The organism is Cyclobacterium sediminis (assembly GCF_054781075.1).
The window spans coordinates 58,315-74,892 of sequence record NZ_BAAGVC010000003.1 but is presented as its reverse complement, the minus strand read 5'-3'; the positions used below and the strand labels follow the sequence as shown (position 1 = coordinate 74,892).

The window sequence follows — 16,578 nt, the reverse complement described above, 5'->3', positions numbered from 1 at the left end:
AAACATTATGTTTTCAAAAGCTTGTGAATATGGCATCAGAGCAGTGATTTACATTTGGGCTAAAAGTACTCATGGGGTTAAACTAGGAGTGAAGGATATCAGTAAAGGGATTGATGCCCCTGAATTCTTTACGGCGAAGATTTTGCAATCTCTGGCAAAACAAGATTTAGTAAGTTCTACCAAAGGACCAAATGGAGGGTTTTATATTAGCAAGGAGCAGGAGAACATGAGGTTGCTTGCGCTGGTTGAAGCGATCGATGGGGATAAACTTTTTAGAGGCTGCGGGTTAGGTCTAAAACATTGTTCTGAAAAACATCCTTGTCCGATTCATGATGACTATAAAAATATTAGAGAAAATTTAGCTAAATTGCTCTCAGAGAAAACGATAAAAGAACTGGCAAAGGAAGTGATCACAGGAAAAGCTACTTTGACCACTATCGGGGTATAAATTTTAATAGCACTGCAAATTGGAGAATGAAAAAGGGGATTTAAAATCCTTGGCCCAAATAAAAGAATTGGTGGACTTATTTTATGGAAAAGTTAGAATGGATCCATTGATCGGGCCTATTTTTGAAGGGAAACTAAAAGGCAACTGGGACAAGCATTTAGAAAAAATGTATCAATTTTGGCAGACGGTTTTACTCAGCCAACATACCTATTATGGAAGTCCTTTTCCTCCCCATGCCAATCTTCCTATAGATCAGAACCATTTTGAGCGTTGGTTGATGTTGTTTCAGGAGACGCTTCGAGAGAATTTTTTCGGTGACAAGGCCAATGAAGCGATGTGGCGAGCTTCTAAAATGGCTGAAATGTTTCAGTTGAAAATAGCCTATTACCAAAACAAAAATATTAGCCCTTTGGGTTAAGCTCAATTTATTTAACCTTTGATAATAGAGCTAAAATTGTTGTTTGGCCACTAGTGGCTCCCTCTTTTTTCGTGATTTTTTTATTTTGTGGAAGGATTCCTATATTACTTATTTTTAGAATTTGTTGAATTATTTTATTAATTTTCATACCCAAACTTTCTTTCTAGTAGTGCCTTACACCTTCTTCGTCAAAAACACTATTGGTGCTTGAATGTAAAAAATCCACGGGATTTATTTTATTCTATTTTACCGACAATACATTGGCGAAATCTTTTAAGCATTCAGAGGTAATCCAAAGATTTCTGATATATTAAATTACCGTCCAAGAACTCCAGCGATCATACCGGACATAGAAATAGGGCTTCTATTACTTGCAAAAATCGATTCGAAATTGGTCCCTTCTCTGATGTTTTCAATTATACCATAGGGGCAGTAAACTCCGGGAAAAAATTGCGAATCGTATTATATTATCAGGGTTAATAATAGCATAGGGAATAATTTCATATGTTGCCTTTTTCGGATTCACTGATTATCTGTAGAGGTGGTTTATATAACAGCATATAAATAAAAAAAGGTTAACTGCTCTTGAGCAATTAACCTTAAAAAGTCTAAAACAACTATTGGTATAAGTGCTTATTTTATGCTGAATTTTATTTTTGTTTTATCTTTTCAGTAGTATATCCTGTGAAACTAATCAAAATAGGGGAAGGAGATTTAGTTTTTAAAATAAAATGACCTTCAATATCAGTAACAGTACCAATGTTAGTTCCTTCTATCTTAATTAATGCTCCCGGCAGTGAATTACCATCAATATCTTTAACAGTACCCTTCCAAACGCCGTTGATATAGTCTGCTTCAACTTTCAAGCCCTCCGTATTTGGGGTCATTTCTCCCAAGTTTACCTCACCAAAGGGTAGCTTGTCTGTAGGAGACAAATCCTTGCTTAAAGAAAAAATCAATGGGATGGTCAATTCCACCCTTACCGGACGACCATTTTGAATACCGGGATGGAAGGCAGGTGCATTTTGAATTATTCTTTCTGCCAAAAACTCAAAACCATTACCAGCTCCTTTGGTTGCCTTCACATGGGAAACCGAACCATCTTTTTCTACTACAAACTGGACCAATACTTGCCCCTCCTTACCATTTTTTCTGGCATGTAAGGGGAATTCAGCTTCCTTTTTAACGTAATTGGAAAATGCTGCCATACCCCCCTTGAATTCAGGAAGTTTATCTAATAGGTTGTTTTGCTTTGCTTGCGCATACAATTGGCTGTTTGGTGAAATACTTTCGGATGGATAGGCAGTGATTTTTAACGAAAATCCTGCCAAAATTACTAGTGCTAAAAAGCTAAAGTAGCCGATACTTAGGTGCTTAGCTTTTTTGTTTTGCGGTTTATTTAACATGATTAATCTTTGTTTTAGGGTGGAAGATGAAATAGCACTTGTCCATACCATAGGATTTTTCCCCATCGTAAGATTTAACAAAAGCTTTTTGTATGCTAATGGATGTACGATCTCTTTTACTCCTTGATCAGCCAAATATTCATGGTTTAATACCATGGCTTTCTTTACCATAAATACAATAGGGTTGAACCAGCATAGCACTGATAAAAATTCAATCATTGCCAAATCAATATGGTGCTTTTGACTGATATGGACAAGTTCATGCGCAATGATTATTTTGGTTGTTTCAGATCCTTCCTGATAAGTAGAAGGATGTAAAAAAATATAATTTCCAAAGCTAAAGGGAGTAGAGACTTTATTGGAAAGGATCAATCTTGCAGTATTTAATGGTCTGACCGATCCTTCTTTTGTCCAGCTGATTAACTTGATTAATGCATTAAGTTTTTTGGCAAATAAAAGGCTGGTAATGGTTAAATAGCCTAACAAAAGCCAAATTTCCGTAGGAATAGTTTGTGGTACCGGCGATGAGTCTATCGCAGGACTGGGGCTGCTGTGGATCAATACAGGATAGCTAAGATTGACAGCGCTTTCCTGAGGAAACCATAATGGAAGGCTAATAAACGGTACAGCCATGGCAATGGGAAGTAGTAGCAATAGCGCCCAACGATTTAGAGTAAATGCTTTTTCTTTGGCTAGAAAAAACTGAAAAAGAAATAGCAGGATTGCTGAGCAACCGATAAATTTTAGTAGGACTATCATCATTCTTTTCTACGTTTAATTTCGGTTTCTACAAGTCCTTTCAATTCCTCTAATTCTTCTGTTGTTAAATCGGCCTTCTTGGTAAAAAAAGAAGCAAATTGAAGGGGAGAATTAGAGAAAAAATCTTTTATGATGGTTTTTACTTGTCCTGAAAAATATTCAGGCTTTTCCACCAATGCATGGTACTGCCTTGAATTGCCATACAATTTGAACCCAACGTATCCTTTTTGTTGCATACGCTTCAATAGTGTTGCCACTGTGCTTGGAGCAGGTTTCGGTGCCGGGATAATCTCCAATAGCTCCTTCATGAATATGGGTTGGTTGGACCAGATCAGCTCCATTAACTTTTCTTCGGACTTAGATAACTTCATTCTACATGTTTGAAATGTGTTCTACAAATGTAAACAAATAAATTTTAATTTCCAATACTATTATGAATGGTTATTTAGTATTCAGGTCCGTTTTTCTAAGATGTAAAGTTTTATAAGCGAATGTAAATGGGCGATTTATATAGGGTAATAGGTGTACAGATGTTTCTTTTCTAGCATCAATGCTGCATTTACAACCTAATAAAAGATAAAATTATCCTAAAATATGGGTGGCTTTGTTTATAGAATAGCTTGGGAATTAGGGAGGGGATACGAACACTATTCCCAAACTCATAGAATAAAATCAAGAGGTAAATGAGAAAATCTTGGCTGCTAATATTTCCGGATATTGCTGATCTTGCTGTTTCCTTACGCACAACAATTATTGGTTTTATCCACCTGAATATGTTGGGTTTATTTTCTTCTTATTTATGGTATTCTTTTTTCAAAAATCAAACCTTAGTTACCTTTGATCAGCAATTTAAATGCGCAGTTATTCCCTTTTTTATTGGCTTTATAGGTTCCGAGTTGATCTTATTTTCCCAAGGATTTCCCACATAGCGTTCTTGGCATGTATTGCCTTATTACTATGAGAGTTTGTTAGCCTTTAGTGGATTTATTCCCCTTGGTATTGCGGTTTATATTTGCTTATTTCTAAAGCATTATTCACGTCGATCAGCAATATCGCAATAGAGTGAAATTATTGGATGTTAATTGGTAGCAACGGTTTTTTGCACTGTCTAGATGCTATTTAAGATCCACTGATAAATTAGGCCTATACCTACACCCAGGACGATGATTAGCGGAGAAGGGATTTTACTATATCTCAAAAGAATATAGGTACCGATAATGATCATTATATTGATGAAATTGTTTTCCATGGGTTCGAATAAAAGGTAGGCAGCAGCGATCAACATGCCACAACTCACCGCATTGATGCCTTCCAAGGCAGCCCTTACTGGCCTGTATTTTTTTAACCCATCCCAAAATCGAATCACAAAGAAGATAAGAAAAGTTCCGGGGAGGAAGATTCCTGCAGCAGCTACCAAGCCACCTGTAATCATTCCTGCTGCTCCCCATTCCCGCATGGACAATGCACCGATGTAGGAGCTAATACTAAAAGTTGGTCCCGGGATACTTTGGGATATTGCATAGCCGGTAAGGAATTCTTCAGAGCTCAAGTAGTTTTTAAACTCAACAAACTCAGTGTATAAATAGGGGACCAATACCTGCCCTCCTCCAAATATCAGGGAACCGTTTCTATAAAAGTTTTCAAACAGCCTTATGGGTAAAATTCTTGTATAATGGCCCAATACAGCCGCGACAATTAACACCGTTGCCCAGACAATAAAATTGTCCCAAGAGATCTTTATCTCAGATTTTTCTTCAATGACCGGTTGTTTGTTGTAATTATGGGTAGTGATTAGGCCTCCGATAACCAGCATGACCGGAAAAATAAAGGGAGAATTATAAAAGAAAGCGATGAAAGCTGAAATCATCATTAAAATTGCAGCCTCCACAGAGTGGATCATTTTTTTAATGGTGATTTGGGAGGCATAAATGATATAGCCTATGGCCATGGGCTGAATGAATTTTGCAAAACTTAATTCACCTTCTGTATGGGACTGCAGGTATTCTATTAAGAAGGCCGTACTGATCATCAGCAGGGTGGCTGGAAGTATCCATACCAATAAAGAAAGGTAGGCAAGATTGGGTCCACCCACCCTAAAACCAATGGCTGAGATGGTCTGGGTGGAAGTGGGGCCGGGCAAGACAAGGCAGAGTGCATTCAGTTCCAGCAAGTCCTTTTCGGTGATGTACCTCCTTTTCTTTACCATTATATCGATGACCATGGCCAAAAATACCTGCGGCCCCCCAAAGGCTGTCAGAGAAAGTATGAGCACATCTTTTAGATATATATAATACCTTACCTTCCTGATGGTGGTCATAAGTAAGTTTTATTTTTTCAGGCCTAATTCTTTTAGTCTTTCATCCAAAAACTCCCCGGCAGTACAGTCTTCAAATGCTTTTGGGTGGTCTTGATCCACACAAGAATCCAGGCAACTAAGATCCATTTCTGATCTGGGATGTAGAAAAAACGGAATGGAATACCTACTAGTATTCATCAGTTCACGTGGTGGGTTCACCACCCTGTGAATGGTTGACTTGAGTTTTTTATTGGTCAGCCTTTCCAGCATGTCCCCAACATTTACTACCAATTGATCCGGCAAAGCAGTTATTGGAATCCATTTGCCGTCTTTCCTTAGGACTTGAAGTCCATCTGCACTGGCTCCCATCAGCAAGGTGATTAGGTTGATATCCCCGTGCTCTGCTGCCCTGACAGCATCTGCCGGTACAGCTTCGGGGTTGGTGATAGGGAAATAATGGATCGAGCGAAGGATAGAATTACCATTTTCTATTTTACTGTCAAAGTAGTTCTCTTTAAGTCCTAAATTCAATGCGATGGCTTGAAGCATAATCCTTCCTGCGGCTTCAAGGGTTTGGAAAACCTTTAAAGAAATGTCCTTGTATTCGGGAATTTCTTTTGGCCAAATATTGGCCACATACTCCTCTTTTACCGGATCATCATTGGATATTTGGTCAAGAGGTTGGCCCACATGATAAAATTCTTTTAAATCACCTGTATTTCTGCCTTTGGCATGCTCTTTTCCTTTGCCGGTATAGCCCCTTTGAAAGCCTATTTCAGGTTTTTCATACTTGGATTTTTTGTCGTCAGGTAGGGAGAAAAAGCTTTGGATGGCCGCATACAATTCATCTTGCATGGCCTGGTCAAGCCCATGGTTTTTTATTGAAACAAAACCTATGTTTTCATAGGCTTCTCCCAATTTGCTAACAAATGCAGCTTTTTTACTCTTATTACCGGAGGTAAAATCGGCCAAGTCTAGGCAGGGAACTTCTTCAAATAAAATATCGCTCATTTGATTTTTAAGTTTAATGCAAGGTAATTTTTTTATTGTTAAAAATAAATACCTTTGATTCTTTAATAGAAACTCAAATGGGACTTTATTTGTAAAATAACCATGGTTTCTGCTTTCGAGACAAAGCCCGGGATCAAAAGTAAGGTTTCTTCATAGTAATTTCCAATAAATTAAAATAGAAAAGGTGACAAACTCGTTTGCCTTGTATAAACAATCAAGTATGAATTATTGGTTTAAGTTTTTAGGTGCAGCTTTCGGATTGGTTTTGATGGTATCATGCGATTCTTCAACCAACAAGACGGAAAGCTCAACTGTACAGCAAAATGAAGGGCAATTGTCAGCAGAAGAACCATCGGCGGAATCTCCGATTTTTGAGAAATTTCAGCCTGAAATGAATCCGGATGCCATGCTTGATATTTACAATCCTTTTGGGAATGAAGATTTTGAAATTGGCAAAGTGGCTTTTTCTTTTAACATCCGAAACCACGGTTTGGGCCAGAAAAATCCTTTGATGCTGTCTTTAAACGGGGGCACGTCTAAACCTTATACCCAACCAAATTTCCAGTTGGAACTGAATAAAGGAACCTACCGTGCTGTAGCTTATTTACTTAATGAGGAGGGTTTTGCTTTAAAGGAATACGGGAATTATTCAGCCCGTGATTTTACTGTTGGAGGTTCCAAGCCATTTCCCGAGGAGGATGCACCTTATTTAATTCTTCACCTTCCCAATGAGGCCCAGGTTTATCCTTCAAATGAGCCGGTGATTGTAGACTTTCTATACTTGGGAGGAGGGCCTGAAAGTGATGGAGTGGAAGTCCATGTTGAGGTAGGTGATGCTGTTTTTACCTTAAAGGAGATTGCAAGTGTGAAAATTGAAAACCTCTCAAAAGGAGCCTATCGGTTAAGGGTTAGTTTAAGAGATGCCAATACCGGAAAAGAGCTAGATGGAATATTTTCAAGTTATACGCGTAACATCGAAATTCAATAACTTTGCTCAATCTGATTTAAGAGAGAAGCGTTCTCAAAACTGACAGGGATTTTATTTCTCCAAACCCCTCAATATGAATTTTATAAAACAAAATCCAGTCGTCTAACAACTGCCTTTTGATGATTCCCGGGATCATTGGAGCAGGCTGAACCTCTTCATCCAACAGTTGATTTAAGCACTGGATTTTACTGTTATAATTACTCCCTGTTTGATCAACAGGCAATTGTAAAAAAAAATCATTGGCATCCTCCGGTTCAAAACCCAAATAGCGGGAAGTGCTTATCAGAAAGTAAAGCGCAAAAAGTCCGGGTTGGTATTGTTCGGCATCAAGGGATAAAATTTTCACCTTTAAATGATCAAAAAGCAACTCATTTTGATAGTTGTCAAAGACAACTTTACCGAGTACCTCGGCCATAAACATGCTGATGCCAGATCGGATAAAATCAAATGGAATGCGCTGGAAACTTAAGTCTGATTTTATTTCCGATATTCTGTGGATGTTTGCATTTTCTTTGTCATAAACCACCATATCAACCAGTGATAATGGTTGAAAAAGGGCAACTTTTGAAGAAGATTTGCTCGACCTAACGCCATTCACTACATAGGATTTCAGACCCAATTCACGGGTGAAAATCTTTGTGATAATCGAAGTTTCCCTGTATTTGGTGTATCCGATTACAATTCCTGTAGTTTTTTTTAGCATTAGCCGGCTATTTACAGGTTATAAAAACACTTTCGGCAGCGGGCTTCATAGCTTTCTTTTTCCCCCAACATAACTTTGGACTTGTCTCCTGAAAGTCGGTAACTATAAGAAGCAAGGTCTCCACATTTCATGCAGATCGCATGGACTTTGGTGACATATTCTGCTATGGATAATAATTGAGGCATGGGCTCAAACGGGTTGCCTTCAAAATCCATATCCAGGCCGGCGACTATTACCCTAATGCCGTTTTTTGCCAATTGCTCCACCACCGGTATTATTTGTTCATCAAAAAACTGAACCTCATCAATACCTACTACATCACAATTTCCTGCAAGGAGTAAAATGTCATCGGCAAATTGCACAGGGGTGGAACGGATTATATTTTCATTGTGAGAAACCACATTGTTCTCATCGTACCTTTTGTCTATAGCCGGTTTGAAAATCTCCACCCTTTGTTTGGCAATTAATGCCCTGTTTAGCCTTCTGATCAACTCCTCAGTTTTACCTGAAAACATTGAGCCACAGATAACTTCTAGCTGTCCTTTTGGTCCGGATTTGCCGGTTTTTCCTAGCGATGGCTCAATAAACATAATTTCTGGATAAGGTAAAAAGTCAATTCTTCAAAAGGTGCCTACAGTATAGATTGAATAAGGCCTCCTTAAATTTAAGCATACGAAATTAATGGATTTATATTTATTAATAAAATTATGCCAGGTAAATGCCTTTTCAAACAAATCAACCTTGCTTGATTGTGGGATTACCCAAATGGAGCTAATTGTAGATAAAATGCTGAACTAAAATAATTCGATTAAAGCTAAGAATATTTGAGATTGCTCTTAGAGAAAAAATTCCAACAATGGATTAAACTATTGGATATGAGTAGGCTATAGGGTGGGATTGATTGCTGGCGATTTATTGGAATTTTGAGCGCTTAATTTTGAGCTTCACAATTTACGCTGCGACTTTCTTTAAAGAATAAATTACATAACTTTACCCTAGTGAATTAGGGGGAAAACAAATAACATGGCAAAACAAATGACATTAGATCAGGATTATATTGACAGTTATTCTAAAGATTTTTCAAAAAAAATCTGTGACAATCATTTTAACCATCAAAAAAGAATCAGTGGGCAAGAAATTATAGAATTAAGTGCTTCTACCCAACTTAATTTAATGGTAATTAGGGAGCTTTTTGTGGATTGGCAAAAACAAGTTGACTCCTTTTCCCATAACCCTTATTTTGATTACAGTGACAGTAAGGTACAAGAAGCTTTGGCTACTTTTATGAATGTGCTTTCAAGGGCCATAAGTATTGAAAAATCAAATTTTGAGCCTTTGTTGACCAAAGCTGTTAGCAAAACACTTCATTTGGCCATAGAACCTGTTTCATTTATGGAACAAACGCTAGAAGAAGTGACCAAAGATCATGCCTCTCAGATAAAGGAATTAAAGAAGTATATCAAATGGCATCGGACAGCGTGGGAGCCTGCAGCGGATGATCTGGCTGCTAATCCGGGCAATCTTTTTTGGAAGCAAAAACTGTATGAGGGTTTTGAAAAGGAAGCAGATGAGTCCATGCAACCTGTGGTTTTGCTTGACCCTTTCCAAGAAATCCTGCCACTGGATTTTAATCGCTTGGTAACAGAGGCACCGGAGACCATTGAAGCCCAAGTGAAGCCCGAAGTCATTGAAGAAGAAAAAGTAGTTTCTCCGCATTATATCATCGAAGATAAGGAAACTGAAGGGGAGCAACAGGCAAGGGATGCTACTGAAAAAGAATCCATGGAAACCATAGACCCGGCTATTGTTTGGGCCAAGTTTGATGCTGAGGAAAACCCCTATATGAAAGGAAGTATTGCGCAACTGAAAGAGGGGATGGGGATCAATCAGCGAATTATGTTCACAAAAAGGTTATTCCAAGGCAACCCTGATTTGATGGAACAAGCCATCATTGAACTGGATGAAACCGAAAGCTTTTATGAGGCCATTGATTTGCTGAATCATAGTTTTGTGAAAAGCCTAAACTGGGACATTCATTCCGAGGAGGTAATGGAGTTGTTACAATTGATTTTTAGAAAATATGATTCAGAATAATGGGACTTAAAAACCATTATGCCTCTTTGCATGAATCAGCTCTTTCCATTATCAGGAAGGAGGGTTTTTCTTTAGATGCTGAACTGAATAATCCAACTGACCTGCGGAGAGGGCTTACCTTATTGCTAAGGCCTAATTTCGAGATTGTGGAGGCCTTTAACCAATTTATTTCCAAAGGTAGAGCAGTACTTCCAGGCCAATATTTTTATCCGCCTTCAGATCTCCACCTGACCATAATGCCCATTATTTCCTGTTATGAAGGCTTCTCTTTGGAAAAATTGGACTTGAGTGTCTATGATCAACTGATCAAAAATTCATTGAAGGATATCCGTAAGATGGAAATTGAATTTGAAGGAGTATTTTCTTCTCCATCATGCTTGATGGTTAAAGGTTTTCCCCTGAATGAATATTTAAAGAATTTTAGGCAAAATTTGAGGGAATCCTTTGCCAGCTCAAATGTTGAGCAATCCTTGGACAAGCGTTATAAATTGGTTGCGGCCCACAGTACTTTGGTCAGGTTTGTAAAACCAATTGAAGACATCGAAAAGGTATTTGCCTTAATTGATGCTTACAAAAATTTCAATTTCGGAACCCAGTATTTTGACCAAGTATCCTTTGTTTACAATGATTGGTATCAAAGGAAATCAATTGTCAAAACTTTAAATACTTACCCTCTTCTCTGATTTAGCCTAAGGAATCTACTTCCTCATCGCCTTTTACCTTTTTGGTAAAGCAAAAACCTTGTCGATATAAAATTTACCCATAGCTACTTTAGCATCTGATCCCGGCAATGGGGGTTCGGGGTCTTCATTGGGAGTTTTTCTATTGGGGAGATCCCTGTAGGGGCCGGTTCTGAAAGAAATTCTTTCTACTGATTTTACTGCCACAGTTAGGGGTAGCTTTTTTGCAACCAACACATCGTTCCAATACAAGTCATAGTGTCCATTAATCCCTGCATGTAGGTCCAATTTTAGGCTATGCCATTTGTTATGGCCGAATGGTCCGAGATTAACCTCTTGATGTCCTTCGTGGTATATTAAATCTCCGGATGCTGTCAGTTTTAAGCGGATAGGTCGGTTGCCAAATTGATCTGTAATGTCCATCTCCATCATGCCTTTGTTAGTATCCGGCACCATAAAATCCCAACCGATTTCAATATTTTGGCTGGTTTCAAATACCCTGATGGCCCTGGCATAATCATAAGGGTCTTCATCAGCGAGTGATAAGGCCATGCCTGAGTTTATAGGGGATTTGACAACATTTACCGGTGCCCATCGAGGAGAATAAATGTTCCAATTGGGAATGGATCCATTGTCAGTGAGTTGGTCGAAGTCATCCTTTACCGGACCATGTACCGCATACCTTATGGGAGTTGGTACTTTACTTACCCACATGTCTTCTTTATTCATGCTGTAGGTAAGCCACATGTCATCACCCGGTGGGTTACCGTTTCCCTCAACGATACCCCTGACATAACATGGGCCAAAATCTTTCCATCTACCATAGAATCTTCGAGGAGGAACTTCCCCTTGAACCAAAACCATGTCATCAAAAATAATTCCGTCATCAGAGCTGACGACAATAAGCGGGTACCTGTATTCATCAATTTTTATGGGATTATAGATTAAGGCATAGCGATTGTCTTCGGTTTGCTGGGCCCATATTTTGCCACCTGCCATGGTAAGCGTTTCGGCCTTGACAGGGGTAGAAAAGTGTTTACCTCCATCTGTTGACAAGGCGGTGGCGGACCTTTTCCAAAAACCTACGATGGCACCATCCTTTCTTGAATAATAAGAAAATGCTTCCCCTCCACGTTTGCCTGTATAGAAGCCATCTACGCCATTGTCTTCATCTCTCCATTGAAGGGTAATGAGGGTATTGTCTAGCAATTCCTCACAGGCGGCAACAAAAGCTCTGTCATTGGATGTTTTATAAAATGGATAAGAGGTGTTAGTTTCATTCCATTGGGTATGGCTATTGTACCGAATAAAATAAATGGGCCCATAACTGCCATTCTCTTTGACCTCTCTCACCACTCTTCCGATACCACCCTTTTCAAATGGATCTTCTGTGTGCCCATAAAAAGCAAGGGTCAGTAATTTTCCATTTTTACTTACATAGAACCCCATCCGTTGGTGCATCATATAGCCATCATAACCTTCAGGAATTTGGACACCTTCAGGTGGAGTATATGGAGGGAAAATTACTTCCGGCTTGGACCACTTCCTACCATCTTTGGACCTGATCATTAAGGTTTGCCCGGGGGCTATGTGTTCATCTACAGGATTGCTTAGGTATTGTTGATAAAACGTACCCTTCCAATAAGCCAAATTAGAAGCATGATTGTAAGTCCAGCCATGGTCATCGGCCAGGTTGGGATTGGTTCTGTTTACCCGTAATGTTTGTCTGCTGTCCACACCAATAGCATACCTTAGCCTTCCTTCATGGAGGTCAGGATCAATGCTGTTTCCTCCAATATACCGCACTGGTTCATGAATGCTGCCGGTTTGGCTAAAGACGGTTAGCGGCAAACAAATGAAGAATAATAGTCGACAATAAAAACAAAGGTGACGGGTAATCATTGAATTATAGTTTAATAAAGATTTTTTTCTTGTACAGGAGGTATGCAGGAATAAAATTGATCATTACAAACAAAATTGCATAAAGCATACTTACCAAATTTACAGGTAGTCCAATGCCTGTGAATAGGTCTAGAAAGTGTGCGTTAAGTGATTGACCTCCGATTTCAAATCCATAAAAGAATAAGGATAATACATCGGCTAAAACGTACACAGAAATAGCATTGGCCCCAAAAATAATTCCAACAGAGGTGCCTTTCTTTTTACCAAGAATATCTACCAAGAAATAGCTTGCTCCCAAACCTATAAAGCCTGCCCCACCCGTAATGAGTGTAAAAGAACTGGTCCAAAGGTGCTTGTTAATAGGGAAAACTTGAGCCCAAAGTAAACCGATCAGAACGAGTACAAGTCCAATTGACATAAGGTAATTTGATTTTAAATTTTCATGGAAATTGGACAATAGAATCCTTCCTGCCAAAAGTCCCAAAATACCTGTTACTATGGCAGGAAGAGTAGAGAAAAACCCCTCAGGATCCCAGCTTCCTTCCCACATCTTACCCGGTAAAAATATGCGGTCGATCCAAGCGGCAAGGTTTCTTCCCGGTTCTAGCATAACAATGCCCTCGTCCGGTGTTGGTATCAAGGTCATGCAGAGCCAGTAAAATACAAGTATACCTCCACCTAGGTATGCTTGCTTTTTCCAACCTACATTCAAAAAAAGAAATGAACTTGCCAAAAAGACAATAGAAATCCTTTGTAAAACCCCTGCGATGCGCATATGGGAAAAATCAAAGTCCGGAATAAGGTTTAGAAATATTCCTAAAACAAAAAGCTTAATGGCACGAATAATTATTTTTTTGTACATGCCGGCTTTTGGCACGCCTTCATCTAGTCTTTTAGAATAAGCGAAAGCCACAGAAACACCTACCATAAAAATAAAGAATGGAAAAATAAAATCTGTCATTGTCATGCCATGCCATTCTGCATGAAGTAAGGGTGGATATACATGGCTCCATGACCCGGGGTAATTCACTAGAATCATGGCTGCAATGGTAAACCCCCGGAGAGCATCCAGAGATATCAATCTTGTAATTGTAGGCTTCATACAATATATTTTTTTTATTTAATAGTCAATTTAATACCATAAGGTGTAATAATAAGGCTACTTAAACATTTTAATTATGAATAAAATCACTCAGATCTTTACCTTTTTAATTATTATAAATGGTTTTATTTCCTGCCAAACATCTCCTAATTGGAATGAGGCGGTAGAAAATATTTATATCGATTGGGAATTAAAAACCAACTTCACAGCAGAGGAGGGACAGTTTGAAGCTGTTTTTGGAATTGAAAATCAAAGCAATTATTTACTCGGTGAGAAAGACTGGGCATTATTTTTTAGCATGTCGCCCAGAGGTATTGTTTCTACCGAAAATGCAGACATCACCCATATCAATGGAGATTGGTATAAAATAAGTCCTATCAAAGGTTTCTCTTTGGCCCCAGGTGAGCGCATAGAAATTCCTTATGTGGGTATTGAAGGTGTGATCAAAGAAACAGATGCTCCTATGGGGATGTATTTTGTTTTTTATGAAGAGGACGGGGAATCTGAAGAAATTGTAGCTGTGAATAATGTGAAGGTCAAGCCGTTTTTGGAGGATAGGCAGCGTTTGAGAGGAACCATGGATAAGGAAGTACCTTATTCTGCAGAGAGTCAATTCGAAAGCAATTCCCAATTGGTGAAATTAGAAAATGAAGATTTGTTACCTATTATCCCTACTCCCTTTCAAGTAAATAAAGGAGAGGGCAATTATACGATAGAGGAAGCCTTGTCAATTGGTTTTGAGAAGGGATTATCCAATGAGGCGAAATACCTCAGAGATAAACTAAGTGACCTGACAGGAGAAAAGTTTTCAATGGAAGAGGTAAGTGGGGATCATTCAGGGATTGTTTTAAAGCTTTCAAATATAGAGGTGAATGAAAAAAAAGAAGAAGCTTATCAATTGGCAATTGACCCAAGTGGCATATCCATTTCAGGAAGTGATCCTGCAGGTGTATTTTATGGATTACAAAGTTTATTGGCTCTCATAGGCAATGAAGCTTATCTAAACCAAAAATTGCCGTTGACTTTACCGAACATAATGATTGCAGATGCACCAAGGTTTGGTTTCAGAAGTTTACACATGGATGTGGCGAGAAATTTCCAATCCAAAGAGACGATTAAGAAGACTTTGGACATCATGTCCCATTATAAGTTAAATCATTTCCTGTTTTATACCACAGAGGATGAAGGGTGGAGAGTGGAAATCCCCGGCTTGCCTGAGCTGACTGAAGTGGGTGGACAAAGAGAACACACCCAAAGCATGGATGATCCTGTTGTTCATCCGGGCTATGGGTCCGGGCCTTTTGCTTATACTGAAGGAAAGAATGGAAGTGGGTTTTATACCAGAGAAGAATTTGTAGACATTCTAGAATACGCAAAAGCGCGTCATATAACGGTGATTCCTGTGCTTAACTTTCCTGGACATGCTCGAGCAGCCATCAAATCCATGGAAAAAAGGTATTTGAAGTTGATGGAAGAGGGGAAGAAAGAAGAGGCTGAAGCATACCGCTTGGTAGATCCGGAAGACCAATCAGAATACATGTCTGCACAGTCATTCAAAGACAATGTGGTCAACGTGGCTAGTGCCTCAACCTACGATTTTTATCTTAAGGTAGTGGATGAGTTGTCGAAAATGTATGATGATGCCGGCTTGAAACTCAAAAAAATGCATTCAGGAGGAGATGAAGTGGCGGAAGGAGCTTGGACAGCTTCACCTCAAGCCAAAAAGCTTCTAGAAAGCTTGCCTGAGATCAGTGATCCAAAAAACCTTCAAACCTACTTTTTTAGCACCTTATTGGATAAACTGGCGGATAGAGATTTGGAAATGCATGTATGGGAAGAGATGGTTCTGTTAAAAGACGAATCAGGCGTCTACAAACCTAACCCGGAGTTTGCGGATAGAAATGTTGTACCTTATATATGGAACAATATGTTTGATTACCCGGATCTTGGGTACCAGCTGGCCAATATGGGCTATGAAGTCGTGCTATGTAATGTGTCAAACTTTTATTTTGACTTGGCCTATAGCAATGATCCAGAAGAACCGGGCTTGTATTGGGCAGGGTTTGTTAACACCAAGAATGCCTGGGCTTTTGCACCTTATGATTGGTTCAAGACCACTTATAAGACCAGCATGGGTGAGGTTATTGATAGAGAGAAGGATTTCAATGACATGGTCAGGATTGACCCTGCTGCGAAAAAGAATATTATAGGACTAGAGGCACAGCTTTGGTCGGAAACAGTTAAAGGTCCTGAAATGGCTGAATATTACATGTTTCCTAAGATGCTTGGTTTTGCAGAGAGTGCTTGGGCAGCTGAACGAGATTGGGAAAAAGAACCTGATTTGAAAAAAATGGACCAAAAAATAATGAAGGGATGGAATGAATTTGCCAATAGAGTAGGACAAACAGCTTTTCCAAAACTGAAATGGTGGAATGGAGGGCTAAATTATCGTGTGGCTCCTCCTGGGGCAAAAGTTTTGGATGGTAAATTATATGCCAATGTAAATTTCCCTGGCTTGGAGATCAGGTATACTACCGATGGAACAGAACCTACTTTGACTTCAGCAGCTTATACAGGGCCTATAGAGATCGATAAAGAAGTAAAATTGAAGGTATTTGATAATACAGGCAAAGGTAGTAGGTCCATTGTGGTGAATCCAAAAGTATGGGAGTTGCGGGAATCGAAATAAAAAATAAAATTTATTTTAATTTTTAAAGTTAAGCTTGTGTTTTGTTTGGTTGCTGGCGTTTGGAAGAATTGAAAAAGAATTT

General features: G+C 38.9%; 14 protein-coding genes. 6 read left to right on the top strand and 8 right to left on the bottom strand.

Annotated elements, in window-relative coordinates; genetic code table 11:
* Positions 1–7: 7 nt before the first annotated feature.
* Both ACYVHJ_RS02655 and ACYVHJ_RS02650 read left to right on the top strand, forming a co-directional pair.
* Entirely contained in the window at positions 8–448 is a 441-nt protein-coding gene (locus tag ACYVHJ_RS02655; protein WP_460512329.1) for an RrF2 family transcriptional regulator, read from the top strand.
* Between the two features lie 19 nt (positions 449–467).
* Positions 468–866 carry a group III truncated hemoglobin gene (locus tag ACYVHJ_RS02650; RefSeq protein WP_339904403.1) on the top strand — a complete coding sequence of 133 codons (399 nt, stop codon included), beginning with the start codon at positions 468–470 and terminating at the stop codon, positions 864–866.
* 650 nt (positions 867–1,516) lie between these two features.
* On the opposite strand, the gene ACYVHJ_RS02645 is transcribed toward ACYVHJ_RS02650, so the two are convergent.
* The 4 genes from ACYVHJ_RS02645 to ACYVHJ_RS02630 all read right to left on the bottom strand — a co-directional run bounded on the left by ACYVHJ_RS02645 (position 1,517) and on the right by ACYVHJ_RS02630 (position 6,338).
* Complete coding sequence (locus ACYVHJ_RS02645) at positions 1,517–3,034, bottom strand: TonB family protein (protein ID WP_460512327.1); 1,518 nt, start codon at positions 3,032–3,034, stop codon at positions 1,517–1,519.
* Positions 3,031–3,402, bottom strand: coding sequence for a BlaI/MecI/CopY family transcriptional regulator (locus tag ACYVHJ_RS02640; RefSeq protein ID WP_339904406.1), 372 nt, complete (start codon positions 3,400–3,402; stop codon positions 3,031–3,033). Before ACYVHJ_RS02640 ends, ACYVHJ_RS02645 begins: the two co-directional genes overlap by 4 nt.
* A 737-nt stretch (positions 3,403–4,139) precedes the next feature.
* Positions 4,140–5,348: a chromate transporter gene (gene chrA / locus ACYVHJ_RS02635; RefSeq protein WP_460512325.1), complete on the bottom strand. Its 1,209-nt coding sequence runs from the start codon at positions 5,346–5,348 to the stop codon at positions 4,140–4,142.
* 9 nt (positions 5,349–5,357) lie between these two features.
* The gene (locus tag ACYVHJ_RS02630) at positions 5,358–6,338 is read right to left on the bottom strand and encodes an isopenicillin N synthase family dioxygenase (protein ID WP_460512323.1); all 981 of its coding nucleotides are present in this window, start codon (positions 6,336–6,338) and stop codon (positions 5,358–5,360) included.
* Positions 6,339–6,558: 220 nt separating this feature from the next.
* Between ACYVHJ_RS02630 and ACYVHJ_RS02625 the strand changes: the two genes are divergently transcribed.
* Positions 6,559–7,326 carry a hypothetical protein gene (locus tag ACYVHJ_RS02625; protein ID WP_339904503.1) on the top strand — a complete coding sequence of 256 codons (768 nt, stop codon included), beginning with the start codon at positions 6,559–6,561 and terminating at the stop codon, positions 7,324–7,326.
* A 16-nt stretch (positions 7,327–7,342) separates the two neighbouring features.
* Here ACYVHJ_RS02625 and recO read toward each other — a convergent pair whose 3' ends face one another.
* A complete protein-coding gene (gene recO, locus ACYVHJ_RS02620) occupies positions 7,343–8,029 on the bottom strand; it encodes a DNA repair protein RecO (protein ID WP_460512321.1) in 687 nt (228 codons plus the stop codon).
* Between the two features lie 11 nt (positions 8,030–8,040).
* On the bottom strand, positions 8,041–8,619 hold the full coding sequence (locus ACYVHJ_RS02615; protein ID WP_339904506.1) for a thymidine kinase: 579 nt from the start codon (positions 8,617–8,619) through the stop codon (positions 8,041–8,043).
* A 445-nt stretch (positions 8,620–9,064) separates the two neighbouring features.
* On the opposite strand from ACYVHJ_RS02615, the gene ACYVHJ_RS02610 reads away from it, so the two are divergent.
* Both ACYVHJ_RS02610 and ACYVHJ_RS02605 read left to right on the top strand, forming a co-directional pair.
* Positions 9,065–10,123 (top strand): hypothetical protein, encoded by a 1,059-nt coding sequence (locus tag ACYVHJ_RS02610; protein ID WP_460512319.1) that lies wholly within the window; start codon positions 9,065–9,067, stop codon positions 10,121–10,123.
* Positions 10,123–10,806 carry a 2'-5' RNA ligase family protein gene (locus tag ACYVHJ_RS02605; RefSeq protein WP_460512317.1) on the top strand — a complete coding sequence of 228 codons (684 nt, stop codon included), beginning with the start codon at positions 10,123–10,125 and terminating at the stop codon, positions 10,804–10,806. Before ACYVHJ_RS02610 ends, ACYVHJ_RS02605 begins: the two co-directional genes overlap by 1 nt.
* Before the next feature lie 33 nt (positions 10,807–10,839).
* On the opposite strand, the gene ACYVHJ_RS02600 is transcribed toward ACYVHJ_RS02605, so the two are convergent.
* Both ACYVHJ_RS02600 and ACYVHJ_RS02595 read right to left on the bottom strand, forming a co-directional pair.
* Positions 10,840–12,705, bottom strand: coding sequence for a hypothetical protein (locus ACYVHJ_RS02600; protein ID WP_460512315.1), 1,866 nt, complete (start codon positions 12,703–12,705; stop codon positions 10,840–10,842).
* 4 nt (positions 12,706–12,709) lie between these two features.
* Positions 12,710–13,807, bottom strand: coding sequence for an acyltransferase family protein (locus tag ACYVHJ_RS02595; RefSeq protein WP_339903354.1), 1,098 nt, complete (start codon positions 13,805–13,807; stop codon positions 12,710–12,712).
* A 76-nt stretch (positions 13,808–13,883) separates the two neighbouring features.
* Here ACYVHJ_RS02595 and ACYVHJ_RS02590 point away from each other — a divergent pair, with 76 nt between their 5' ends.
* A complete protein-coding gene (locus ACYVHJ_RS02590; protein WP_460512313.1) occupies positions 13,884–16,496 on the top strand; it encodes a family 20 glycosylhydrolase in 2,613 nt (870 codons plus the stop codon).
* The last annotated feature ends 82 nt before the right edge of the window (positions 16,497–16,578 follow it).